The sequence below is a fragment of the Streptomyces carpinensis genome (genome assembly GCF_002154505.1).
In the GTDB taxonomy this organism is placed as follows: Bacteria; Actinomycetota; Actinomycetes; order Streptomycetales; family Streptomycetaceae; genus Streptomyces; species Streptomyces carpinensis.
In genome coordinates, this window is sequence record NZ_MUBM01000194.1 from 1 (window position 1) to 11,702 (window position 11,702).

Here is an 11,702-nt window from a genome sequence, read left to right on the forward strand (position 1 = left end):
GCCCCGCCACCCCCGTACCCACGGACGCCCCCACTGTGAACGTGGTCACAAGCCAGGAGAAAGCCTCGGTGACCGTCCCGCTCGGCGCATGCCGGTCCACGATGATGAACGCGCAGGCGATGCACGGCGCCAGGAACACCCCGGACAGCACCGTCAGCGCCACCATGGCCACCGCGCCGGGCATCAGCATCAGCGGCAGGTAACACACCGCCAGAAGGGCCACCAGCACCCGCAGTCTCCGCTCGGGCACACCGCTCCACTGCCGCGCCCCGTAGACCGCCCCGCCGGCCAGCGCGCCCAGGCCGAGCGCCGCCATCAGCCAGCCGTACACCGCGTCACCGCCGTGGCCGTCCGCGTACGGCACCGCCGCCACCGTGATGGACCCCAGCGCGACCCCGACGAACAGGAACGCTCCCAGCAGGACCAGCAGCCCCGGCGAGCGCAGCGCACCGAGCCAGTGCGCCTCACGCGGCGCCGAACGCCACGCCCGCGACGGCGGCGAGACCACCACCGACAGCGCGCCCAGCACCCCGACCACGTTCAGCAGGATCAGCGCCGCCTGCGCCGACCACAGGGCGACGCACAGCGTCACCAGCAACGGCCCCACGGTGAACATGACTTCCTGGGCCACCGCGTCCATGGCGTACGCCGTGTGCACCTGGCCCTCCCTGGGCAGGACGCTCGGCCACAGCGCACGCAGCCCGCCCTCCAGCGGAGGAGTGAACAGCCCGGCCGCCGCCACGGCCGCCCAGGCCAACACGGGCGGCTCGGTGCCGGTCAGGGCGAAGGCGGTCATCGCCAGGGCCGAGGCGAGCGCGGCCGGCAGCTGCACCCGGGGCTGCCCGTGCAGGTCCACCAGCCGGCCCAGCACGGGCTGGCCGACCGCGTTCGCCACGCCGTACACCGCCGCGAGCGCCCCCGCCAGGCTGTACGTGCCGCCCTCCGCGCGCACGAACAGCACGATCGCGATCGCCGCGGTCGCGTTCGGCAGCCGTCCCACCAGCGTGCCCACCAGCAGCCGGGCGGCGTGCCGCGCCCCGAGGATCTCCAGGTACCCCGCGAATCCCGCGGCCATCGCACGCCCTCCCAGGCTGAGTTTTACGTATAACGTCGCCTGTCATACGTACCATGTGCGCTGTTCACCGGTCCAGACGACCGGATGAACCGGACGAGGACCATCGAGCGACCGGACGAAGAGGAGCAGCCCCGCGGTGGCACGAGGAAGCACGCGCCCCACCAGCCGTGACGTGGCCCAGGCCGCCGGCGTCTCCCAGGCCGCCGTCTCGCTCGTCCTCGGCGACAAATGGCGCGGCCGGGTCTCGCAGGCCACCGCCGAACGGGTACGGCAGGCGGCCCGGGACCTCGGCTACCGGCCGAACCTCGCCGCCCGCAACCTGCGCCTCGGCCGCACCCGCACCGTCCTCCTCGTGGTCCCCGTCCTGACCACCGAGTTCTTCGCCGGCGTCTACACCGGCGCCGCCCGCGTCGCCGCCGAACACGGCTTCGGCGTCGTCCTCTACCCCTCCCCGGAGGGCATCGGCCCGGCGAAGAACCCCTTCGCCTCCGCCCGGGCCGCATTGGACGGCGTGATCGCCTCCTCCATGGCCGCCGACGCCCTGAGCGCCATCCGCGGCGACCAGCTCCCCCTGGTCATGCTGGACAGCGACCCCGAGGGCAGCCTCGGCGCCGCCACGGTGAACCTGGACATCGCCGACGGCGTTCGCCAGGTCGCCGGTCATCTGCTGGGCCTCGGCCACCGGCGCTTCCTGCACCTCGCGGCGGACGTGCCGTCCTGGACCTTCGAGGTACGGGCACGGGAGCTCGCGGCACGCGTCGGCGCCGTCCCGGGCACATCCGTCCGCACCGCCCGCGCCCCCATCTCCATCGAGGACGCCCGGGCCGCCACGGAGACCGCCCTGAGCGGCCCCGGGCCCCGCCCCACCGCCCTGGTGTGCGACGACGACAAGCTGGCCGCCGGCGCCTACAAGGCCCTGCGACGCCTCGGCCTGCGCGTGCCCGACGACATCTCCGTCACCGGCCTCGACGACCTCGCCCTCGCCACCGCCATCGACCCCGAACTGACCACCGTGCGGCTGGACGCGGAACTGTTCGGCGAGCGCGGCATGCATGCCCTGCTGGCGGTCCTGGAGGGCCGTACGCCGGACAGCGGGGACATCCCGGTCGAACTGGTGGTACGGGGCTCCACGGGCCCTCCCAGCGCCTCCTGAGACGCGCGGTGCCCCGGCCGTGACGTCCATGACGCCGGCCGGGGCACCGGGAGCGGGGCGAAGCCATACGGTGACGGACTACTCCTCCGCGGAATCCTCGTCGTCGGCGTCCTTGGAGACGTCCGCGCCGCCGCCCTCCAGCAGACGGGCCAGCTGGCGCCCCACGATGCGCCTGAACTTGCGCTGCTGCGGCCGCGTGCGGTCCAGCACCGCGACCTCCAGGCGCTCGGCGGGGATCTCCCGCTCGCTGCCGTTGGTGTCCCGGGACAGGGCCTGCACCGCCAGCTTGAGCGCCTCGGCCAGCGTCATCCCGTCCCGGTGGCGCTGGTCGAGATAGCTGCTGATCTGCTCGGCGTTGCCGCCGACCGCGACCGAGCCGTGCTCGTCCACGATCGACCCGTCGTGCGGCAGCCGGTAGATCTGGTCGCCCTCCGGGGTCTCCCCCACCTCGGCGACCACCAGCTCCACCTCGTACGGCTTCTCGGCCGCGCTGGAGAAGATGGTGCCCAGCGTCTGGGCGTAGACGTTGGCGAGTCCCCGGGCCGTCACGTCGTCCCGGTCGTAGGTGTAACCCCGCAGGTCGGCATAGCGCACGCCGCCGATCCGCAGGTTCTCGTACTCGTTGTACTTGCCGGCCGCGGCGAAGCCGATCCGGTCGTAGATCTCGCTGAACTTGTGCAGCGCGCGGGACGGATTCTCACCGACGAACACGATTCCGTCGGCGTACTGCAGCACTACCAGGCTGCGACCGCGGGCGATGCCCTTGCGGGCGTACTCCGCCCGGTCGGCCATGGCCTGCTGGGGTGACACATAGAACGGCGTCGACACCGGTTATCCGTCCCTTTCTGTAGAAGTCACTGGATCACCCTGGACAAGAACGGCCACCGGCTACAGCAGCGCGGCCCGGGGCCCGTCGGGCTGCTCCAGACGCCGCTGGAGCACCGAACGGGCGATCTCGGAGGACTCGTCCTCGGTGAGCCGGCGGAAGCCGTCCTCGGTGATCACGGTGACGATCGGATAGATCCGGCGGGCGACATCGGGACCACCGGTCGCCGAGTCGTCGTCTGCCGCGTCGTACAGGGCCTGCACCACGAGCGTCGTGGCCTCGGCCTCGGTCAGGTCCTCACGGAAGAGCTTCTTCATGGCACCGCGCGCGAAGATCGAGCCGGAGCCGGTCGCCGCGAAGCCGTGCTCCTCGGAGCGGCCGCCCGTCACGTCGTAGGAGAAGATCCGGCCCTTCTCGCGGTCCAGGTCGTAGCCCGCGAAGAGCGGGACCACGGCCAGGCCCTGCATGGCCATGCCCAGATTGGAACGGATCATGGTCGACAGCCGGTTCGCCTTGCCCTCCAGCGACAGCTGCGTCCCCTCCACCTTCTCGAAGTGCTCCAGCTCCAGCTGGAACAGCTTCACCATCTCCACGGCGAGACCCGCCGTGCCGGCGATGCCGACGGCCGAGTACTCGTCCGCCGGGAACACCTTCTCGATGTCCCGCTGCGCGATGACGTTCCCCATGGTCGCGCGCCGGTCACCGGCCAGCACGACGCCCCCCGGGAACGTCGTGGCGACGATGGTGGTGCCGTGCGGCGCCTCGATCACGCCCTGGGTGGGCGGCAGCTGCCGATTGCCCGGCAGCAGCTCCGGCTGGTGGTCGGAGAGGAAGTCCATGAACGAGGAGGACCCAGGCGTCAGGAAGGCAGCTGGTAGACGCCCGGTGCTACGAGTGTTGGCTTCCACGCGTTTCCTTCCAGGTAGTCGGCAGCTCGGTACGCAGCTCCGGGATCGTCCCGCAACAGGCCGAGGCCGGAATTGCAGTTGAAGCACAGTACGCCACGGACCCTACCCGTCTTGTGGCGGTGATCCACATGAACGGCGGAAGCCTGCGGGCGGCTCACACGGAGCCCTCGCCGAACCCCCCGCGGACGTGGCGCCGCCCGGAAGCGAAGGCTGCGTGCGGTGAGGCCTCACCGCACCGCACGCAGCACTTCGTCAACCTACTCGTCCGCCGCCACTCCACCCGCCATCCTTCGTTTCGAAGGAGGAAGCGGCCTACTGGCCGCCCTTTTGCACGAATGACCGCACGAAGTCCTCGGCGTTCTCCTCGAGCACGTCGTCGATCTCGTCCAGGACGGAGTCCACGTCGTCGCTCAGCTTCTCGTGGCGTTCCTTGAGGTCCTCGGCGGCCTGTGCGTCCTGCGCCTGCTCCTCGACCTCCTCGGTCGTGTGCGTGGCCTTCTGCTGGCCGCCGCCGGTGTCCTTCGTTGCCATAACCCTCACCCCGCTCAGTTCGCCCGACATGGTCGGCATTACGGCCGATCGGTGATGATCAGACCCTACAAGCCGGGTCCGACATCGGCCCCGTAGTCTGTCCAACGTACGGGGGCCACCTCGATGATTCCCTGCCCCGGCGTTTTCCACCCTGCTCGGCCGGTCCGGTCCGGGTACCCGCTCAGCCCCCGGACAGGACCCTGACCAGGTCCTCCGCCGTGCGGCAGCGGTCCAGGAGCTCCTTGACGTGATTACGCGTTCCGCGTAGCGGTTCCAGGGTCGGCACCCGCTGGAGCGAGTCCCGGCCCGGCAGGTCGAAGATGACCGAGTCCCAGGAGGCCGCGGCCACGTCGTCGGCGTACTGCTCCAGGCAGCGGCCGCGGAAGTAGGCGCGGGTGTCCTCCGGCGGCTTCGTACGGGCCCGGTCGACCTCGGACTCGTCCAGCAGGCGCTTCATGCGCCCGCGGGCCGCCAGGCGGTTGTACAGGCCCTTCTCGGGGCGTACGTCCGCGTACTGCAGGTCCACCAGGTGCAGGCGGGCGGCGTCCCAGTCGAGGCTGTCGCGGCGCCGGTAACCCTCCATGAGCTCCCGCTTGGCGACCCAGTCCAGCTCGCCGGCCAGGCTCATGGGGTCGTTCTCCAGGCGGTTGAGGGTGTCCTCCCAGCGGGACAGGACGTCCTTGGTCTGCTCGTCGGCGTCCGCCCCGAAGCGCTCCTCGACGTACTTGCGGGACAGCTCGTAGTACTCCATCTGGAGCTGTACCGCGGTGAGTGTGCGACCACTGCGGAGCGTGATCAGGCGCTTCAGGCCCGGGTCGTGCGAGACCTGGTGGAGGGTGCGTACGGGCTGGTCGACGGCCAGGTCGACCGCGATGAAGCCGTCCTCGATCATGGACAGGACCAGGGCGGTCGTGCCCAGCTTGAGGTACGTCGAGATCTCGGAGAGGTTCGCGTCGCCGATGATCACGTGCAGCCGGCGGTACTTCTCCGCGTCGGCGTGCGGTTCGTCGCGGGTGTTGATGATGGGGCGCTTCAGCGTCGTCTCCAGGCCTACCTCGACCTCGAAGTAGTCCGCGCGCTGGCTGAGCTGGAAGCCGTGTTCGTGGCCGTCCTGACCGATGCCGACGCGGCCGGCGCCGGTGATGACCTGGCGGGAGACGAAGAAGGGCGTGAGGTGGCGCACGATGTCGGAGAAGGCGGTTTCCCGCTTCATCAGGTAGTTCTCGTGCGTGCCGTATGAGGCGCCCTTGTTGTCGGTGTTGTTCTTGTAGAGGTGGATCGGCTGGGCGCCGGGCAGCTGGGCCGCGCGTTCGGCGGCCTCGGCCATGATCCGTTCGCCGGCCTTGTCCCACAGGACGGCGTCACGCGGATTGGTGACCTCGGGGGCGCTGTACTCGGGGTGGGCGTGGTCCACGTAGAGCCGCGCGCCATTGGTCAAGATCACGTTGGCCAGGCCGATGTCCTCGTCCGTGAGCTGACTGGCGTCGGCGGCCTCGCGGGCGAGGTCGAAGCCGCGGGCGTCCCGCAGCGGATTCTCCTCCTCGAAGTCCCAGCGGGCCCGGCGGGCCCGGTGCATCGCCGCCGCGTAGGCGTTGACGATCTGGGACGAGGTGAGCATGGCATTGGCGTTGGGGTGACCGGGGACGGAGATCCCGTACTCCGTCTCGATGCCCATTACTCGCCGTACGGTCATGCGGCCCTCCTTGCCCGGCGGCGCCCTCGGTCGTGGGCGGCGCTCAAGTACCGCTCGTGCCCGGGTGCCTGTGCGGTGCCCGTCCCCGCACTGCGCGACCCGGCGGTACGAAAGAGCCTAGAACGCCTTTGCGCTGGTGGGGAGATCATTTGCGTCATTGCCTGCTCCATGCGTGGACCCCCGAAAAACAGTCGGCTGCGGGTACCCGCTGAGGGCACCCGCAGCCGCCCTGCTTTTACAGGTACTGTCCGGTGTTCGCCACCGTGTCGATGGAGCGTCCCGTGTCCGCGCCCTGCTTTCCGGTGATGAGGGTGCGGATGTAGACGATCCGCTCGCCCTTCTTTCCGGAGATCCGGGCCCAGTCGTCCGGGTTGGTGGTGTTGGGCAGGTCCTCGTTCTCCTTGAACTCGTCCACGCATGCCTGGAGCAGGTGGGAGACGCGGAGGCCCTTCTGGTTCTTCTCGAGGAAGTCCTTGATCGCCATCTTCTTGGCGCGGCCGACGATGTTCTCGATCATGGCGCCGGAATTGAAGTCCTTGAAGTAGAGGACTTCCTTGTCGCCGTTGGCGTAGGTGACCTCCAGGAAGCGGTTCTCCTCGGTTTCGGCGTACATCTGCTCGACCGCGGTCTGGATCATGGCCTGGACCGTGGCGTCCTTGTCGCCGCCGTGTTCCGAGAGGTCGTCCGCGTGCAGCGGAAGACGCTCGGTGAGGTACTTCCCGAAGATGTCCTGGGCCGCCTCGGCGTCCGGACGCTCGATCTTGATCTTCACATCGAGGCGGCCGGGGCGCAGGATGGCCGGATCGATCATGTCCTCGCGGTTGGAGGCGCCGATCACGACCACGTTCTGCAGGCCCTCCACACCGTCGATCTCGGCGAGCAGCTGGGGGACGATGGTGTTCTCCACGTCCGAGCTGACGCCGGAGCCGCGGGTGCGGAAGAGGGACTCCATCTCGTCGAAGAAGACGATGACGGGGGTGCCCTCGCTGGCCTTCTCCCGGGCACGCTGGAAGACCAGGCGGATCTGCCGCTCGGTCTCGCCGACGTACTTGTTCAGGAGCTCCGGGCCCTTGATGTTGAGGAAGAAGCTCTTGCCGGCGGCCTGGCCGGTGACCTCGGCGACCTTCTTGGCCAGCGAGTTGGCGACGGCCTTGGCGATGAGCGTCTTGCCGCATCCGGGGGGTCCGTAGAGCAGCACACCCTTGGGCGGGCGCAGTTCGTGCTCCTTGAACAGGTCCGGGTAGAGGTACGGCAGCTCGACGGCGTCGCGGATCATCTCGATCTGGTTGCCGAGGCCGCCGATCTGCTCGTAGCCGATGTCGGGCACCTCTTCGAGGACGAGTTCCTCGACCTCGCTCTTGGGCACGACCTCGTAGACGTAGCCGGACCTGGGCTCGAGCAGGAGGGCGTCACCGGCGCGGATGGTCACGTCCAGCAGCGGCTCGGCGAGCCGTACCACCCGTTCCTCGTCGGTGTGCCCGAGCACCAGGGCGCGCTCGCCGTCCTCGAGGATCTCCTTGAGGGTGACGATGTCCCCGACCCGCTCGAACTCCATGGCCTCGACCACGTTGAGCGCTTCGTTGAGCATCACTTCCTGGCCGCGCCGGAGCTCGTCGAGCTCGACGCTGGGACTGACGTTGACCCTGAGCTTGCGGCCGCCGGTGAAGATGTCGGCGGTGCCGTCCTCGTTGGCCTGCAGGAACACGCCGAAGCCGGCGGGCGGCTGGGCGAGCCGGTCGACCTCTTCCTTGAGGGCCACGATCTGGTCGCGTGCCTCGCGGAGCGTGTTCGCGAGGCGTTCGTTCTGCGCGGACACGCCGGCCAGGTTGGTCTGCAGCTCGACGATCCGCTCTTCGAGAATCCTCGTGTGTCGCGGAGAGTCGGCGAGCTTGCGTCGCAGGACGGCGATCTCCTGCTCAAGGTAGGCGATCTGCCCGGCCGGGTCGTCGGACCCTCGTCCCGGGCGGATGCCGCGGTTCATGTCGTCGTCGTGGGCTGCCACGGTCCTCACCTCCTCCAAGGGGAGCTGGACGCTTCCAGACCCTACCTGGGTGGGTGTCGATTGAAACCCCTAGATCACAAAGACGGTCGGGGTGTGTCCGATCTTCACCCTTGCGCTCTCCCTCACGCCAGGGGAATACCCACCGAACATGATTGGAAAGCGAACAGAGATAGGGTCGAGATGTTCAACACCCGTCAGAGCTGGCCTGATTCCCGCCCGGCTCGACGTAAACGGCAGGAGAGATGAACGTGCAGCAGCGGACCGCGGACGGTGGCGAGGCGCTGGAGGTCTGGATCGACCAGGACCTGTGCACCGGTGATGGCATCTGCGCACAGTACGCGCCGGAGGTGTTCGAGCTGGACATCGACGGTCTGGCCTACGTGAAGAGCGCGGACGACGAGCTCCTGCAGGAGAAGGGAGCGGCAACGCCCGTGCCGCTGCCGCTTCTCACGGACGTCGTCGACTCGGCGAGGGAGTGTCCGGGCGAGTGCATCCATGTGCGGCGTGTTTCGGACAGGGTCGAGATGTACGGACCTGACGCGGAGTGACCGCACGAGCGCCTGCCGTCACTACTGTCTGATTTCTCACACCCCGGCGGGCGCGGCGTCAGACCCCGCGCGCCTGGGCGGGCGTGGACCGGACGAACGCGCCGTTCTTCCACTGCCACTTCGCGCTGTCCTTGAGGTCGGGGCAGCAATTGGGCACGTCGGGCGAGGAGTAGCCGAGGAGGGTTGCGGTGACCTCGCCGGCCCGCACGGCGAAGTCCGTGACGGTGTACCGGTCCTTGGGATCGACGAGGGTGGCCACCACGCGCGGTGCCCCGGTGCCTTCGGCCCGGGTGAGGACGTAGACGCCGTCGGGCGGGGTGCCCATGGAGGCGTCGCAGTGCACGACGGCCACCGTCTCCGGGCGGCCGTCGTGGTCGAGGTCTCCGAAGGCCTTCTTCGCGACGACGGCCTTCACGGGTCCGCACTGGAGGGGGAAGGTCACGCCGGTGGTGGTGGGGGGTGCGACGGCCGCGGCGGCGCTCCTGGCCTGGGTGGCGGCGGGCTGGGCGGCGGTGGCGGAGCCCTGGAGGGCCGAGGAGAGGGCGACCACACCGGCGACGGCGGTGGCGGTGGCCATCCAGTGGATGGGGCGGGTCTGCGTGTGTGCCAGTTCCGGAACGGCGAGGTGCTGCACTAGGAGTGTCTCCTGTGAGGGCTGTGCCGGTGGGGTGGCCAGCATCGTGCCACACGTCACAGTGCGGGGGAACGGCGGGGTGGGTGCTCGTCTCCCCGGTACGGGACCAACGCGAGGGCGCCGTGGCGGAGTTCCCGGTTCGGATGGGGAACTCCGCCACGGCGCCCGTTCGTTGCCGGTGGCGGCGGGCCGCGTCAGCGGCCGGTGCCTCCGTCGGCGTTGGGGCCCTCGTAGTCCTCGCCGTAGGCGCCCTTGGCGGGGCGGCGGCGGCGCATGGGCGGCTCGACGCCGTCGGCGAGACGGCGGGCGGTGAGCAGGAAGCCGGTGTGCCCGATCATCCGGTGGTCGGGGCGGACCGCGAGGCCCTCGATGTGCCAGTTGCGGATCATCGTCTCCCAGGCGGTCGGCTCGTTGAAGCAGCCGATCTCGCGGATGGACTCCACGGTCCGCGCGAGCTGGGTGGTGGTGGCCACGTAGCAGCACAGGATGCCGCCGGGGACGAGCGCCTTGGAGACGGCCTCCAGGCACTCCCAGGGGGCGAGCATGTCGAGGATGACGCGGTCGACGTCGGTGTCGGACAGGTTGTCCTGGAGGTCGCCGACGGTGAGCTGCCAGGCGGGGTGGGGGCCGCCGAAGTAGCGCTCGACGTTCGCCTGGGCGATCTCGGCGAAATCGGCGCGGCGTTCGTAGCTGTGCAGCATGCCCTGGTCGCCGATGGCGCGCAGCAGGAAGCTGCTGAGCGAACCGGAGCCGACGCCGGCCTCCACGACGCGGGCGCCGGGGAAGATGTCGGCGAAGGCGAGGATCTGCCCCGCGTCCTTGGGGTAGACGACGGCTGCCCCGCGGGGCATGGACAGGACGTAGTCGGGGAGCAGGGGACGCAGCGCGAGGTAGGCGACGTTGCCGGTGGTGCGGACAACGCTGCCCTCGGGTGCGCCGATCAGTTCGTCGTGCGGGAAGGAACCCTTGTGGGTGTGGAAGTTCTTCCCGGCCTCGAGCGTGAACGTGTAGTGGCGGCCCTTGGGGTCGGTCAGCTGTACCTGGTCCCCGACCTTGAAGGGCCCGCGGCGGCGGGCGGCACCGGTCGGTTCGGACATGTGACCAGCCTACCGGTCCCCGAAGGGCCCGCCGACCACACGAGCAGCACCGTCTAGGCGGACGCGGACGGCCGCGCCATGGCCTTCACGAAGGCCCGCTCGACGTCGGCGGCGGACAGCACGCCGTAGATCTCTCCGCTCTCCTCCACCACGAGGTACTCGGTCGCCGGGGTGGCGCGGAGCACGTCCAGGAGCTCCTCGCCGGCCAGCTCGGCGGAGACGCGCATGCCGTCGGTGAGGTCCTGGGCGAGCTCGCTGGCGTAGACCCAGGGGCGGCGGTGTTCCGGGACGCCGACGATGGCGGACTCGCGGACCAGGGAGAGGGGCTCGCCGTGGCCGTCGACGACGACGAGGGCGCGGGCGCCGGCGGCGTTGGCGCGGCGCAGGGCCTCGGCGAGGGAGGTGTTGGTCTCGACCGGGACCGCGCGCCGGGTGAGGGTGCGGGCCCGCAGTTCGGGGAGGTGTTCGCGCAGGCGGGCCATGCGCAGGCTGTTCCCTGCACCGGTCCAGATGATCGCGGCGATGATGGCGGCGAGCAGGGCGTCGGTGACGGTGTCCATGCCGACGCTGTCCTCGGCGGTGGAGCCGAGCGCGCCGGACTGGGTGAGCAGGGGCAGGCCGATGAGGACGGAGACCGCGAGGAGCCGGCCGACCCAGGCGGCGGCGACGGTGCCGCTCATCGGCCGGCCGGTGATCTTCCAGACGACGGCGCGGAGCATGCGGCCGCCGTCCAGGGGCAGGCCGGGCAGCAGGTTGAACGCGGCGACGATGAGGTTGGAGACCATCAGGGCGGCCAGCAGCACACCGAGGACCGTGCCGCGTTCGACGGGCTGGAGCGCGAGGTAGAAGACGCCGGCGAGGACCAGGGAGAGCAGGGGGCCGACGAAGGCCAGGACGAACTCCCGGCCGGGGGTCTCTGCCTCCTTCTCGATCTCGGAGACACCGCCGAAGAACTGCAGCTGGATGCGGCGCACCGGGAGCTTGAAGCGGAGGGCGGCGATGGTGTGGGCGAGTTCGTGCACGAGGACGGAGCCGTAGAAGGCGACCGCGAAGAAGAGGGAGACGAGGTAGCGGGCGGCGCCGAGCTCGGGCAGCACGCGGTCCAGCTGGCCGCCGAACACCCAGGTGATCAGCGCGGCGACGAGGAACCAGCTGGGCCCCACGTACACGGGTACGCCGAAGGGGCGCCCCATGAGCAGGCCGCCCCCGGGCTCCCGCGGCCGCCGCGGCGGCCG

At 70.1% G+C, this 11,702-nt stretch carries 11 protein-coding genes and 1 pseudogene; 2 read left to right on the top strand and 10 right to left on the bottom strand.

The genetic code is table 11. The features are described 5' to 3' along the window. On the bottom strand, positions 1-1,075 hold a 1,075-nt coding region (locus BZY54_RS25175), incomplete at its 3' end, for an MFS transporter (RefSeq protein ID WP_086727610.1). A 136-nt stretch (positions 1,076-1,211) separates the two neighbouring features. On the opposite strand from BZY54_RS25175, the gene BZY54_RS25180 reads away from it, so the two are divergent. After that, positions 1,212-2,228, top strand: a complete 1,017-nt coding sequence (locus BZY54_RS25180; RefSeq protein WP_086727611.1) for a LacI family DNA-binding transcriptional regulator — start codon at positions 1,212-1,214, stop codon at positions 2,226-2,228. Positions 2,229-2,306: 78 nt separating this feature from the next. Here BZY54_RS25180 and prcA read toward each other — a convergent pair whose 3' ends face one another. The 6 genes and pseudogenes from prcA to arc form a co-directional block, all read right to left on the bottom strand. Then, the gene (gene prcA, locus BZY54_RS25185) at positions 2,307-3,056 is read right to left on the bottom strand and encodes a proteasome subunit alpha (protein ID WP_086727612.1); all 750 of its coding nucleotides are present in this window, start codon (positions 3,054-3,056) and stop codon (positions 2,307-2,309) included. A 60-nt stretch (positions 3,057-3,116) separates the two neighbouring features. After that, entirely contained in the window at positions 3,117-3,962 is an 846-nt protein-coding gene (prcB, locus tag BZY54_RS25190) for a proteasome subunit beta (RefSeq protein WP_086727613.1), read from the bottom strand. Then, positions 3,914-4,105 (bottom strand): annotated as a pseudogene (locus tag BZY54_RS25195) (endonuclease domain-containing protein); the annotation flags it as partial. The pseudogene BZY54_RS25195 and the gene prcB, both read right to left, overlap by 49 nt. 169 nt (positions 4,106-4,274) lie before the next feature. Further along, positions 4,275-4,493, bottom strand: a complete 219-nt coding sequence (locus BZY54_RS25200) for a ubiquitin-like protein Pup (protein WP_086727614.1) — start codon at positions 4,491-4,493, stop codon at positions 4,275-4,277. 181 nt (positions 4,494-4,674) lie between these two features. Further along, positions 4,675-6,186 carry a depupylase/deamidase Dop gene (dop, locus tag BZY54_RS25205; RefSeq protein WP_341868706.1) on the bottom strand — a complete coding sequence of 504 codons (1,512 nt, stop codon included), beginning with the start codon at positions 6,184-6,186 and terminating at the stop codon, positions 4,675-4,677. A 235-nt stretch (positions 6,187-6,421) separates the two neighbouring features. After that, positions 6,422-8,188: a proteasome ATPase gene (gene arc, locus BZY54_RS25210; protein ID WP_086727616.1), complete on the bottom strand. Its 1,767-nt coding sequence runs from the start codon at positions 8,186-8,188 to the stop codon at positions 6,422-6,424. A gap of 242 nt (positions 8,189-8,430) precedes the next feature. Between arc and BZY54_RS25220 the strand changes: the two genes are divergently transcribed. Next, on the top strand, positions 8,431-8,736 hold the full coding sequence (locus BZY54_RS25220) for a ferredoxin (RefSeq protein ID WP_086727618.1): 306 nt from the start codon (positions 8,431-8,433) through the stop codon (positions 8,734-8,736). 58 nt (positions 8,737-8,794) lie between these two features. Here BZY54_RS25220 and BZY54_RS25225 read toward each other — a convergent pair whose 3' ends face one another. From BZY54_RS25225 to BZY54_RS25235, 3 genes are all read right to left on the bottom strand, one after another. Then, positions 8,795-9,370, bottom strand: a complete 576-nt coding sequence (locus BZY54_RS25225) for a hypothetical protein (protein WP_086727619.1) — start codon at positions 9,368-9,370, stop codon at positions 8,795-8,797. A gap of 194 nt (positions 9,371-9,564) precedes the next feature. After that, positions 9,565-10,467: a tRNA (adenine-N1)-methyltransferase gene (locus tag BZY54_RS25230; protein WP_030179604.1), complete on the bottom strand. Its 903-nt coding sequence runs from the start codon at positions 10,465-10,467 to the stop codon at positions 9,565-9,567. A gap of 53 nt (positions 10,468-10,520) precedes the next feature. Further along, positions 10,521-11,702: site-2 protease family protein (locus BZY54_RS25235; RefSeq protein WP_086727620.1), on the bottom strand; the 1,182-nt coding region annotated here is incomplete at its 5' end.

Bases quoted from the DNA above. Each gene is read 5' to 3' on its own strand.
- BZY54_RS25200 (WP_086727614.1), bottom strand. From the start codon at position 4,493: ATGGCAACGAAGGACACCGGCGGCGGCCAGCAGAAGGCCACGCACACG.
- dop (WP_341868706.1), bottom strand. From the start codon at position 6,186: ATGACCGTACGGCGAGTAATGGGCATCGAGACGGAGTACGGGATCTCC.
- BZY54_RS25220 (WP_086727618.1), top strand. From the start codon at position 8,431: ATGAACGTGCAGCAGCGGACCGCGGACGGTGGCGAGGCGCTGGAGGTC.
- BZY54_RS25230 (WP_030179604.1), bottom strand. From the start codon at position 10,467: ATGTCCGAACCGACCGGTGCCGCCCGCCGCCGCGGGCCCTTCAAGGTC.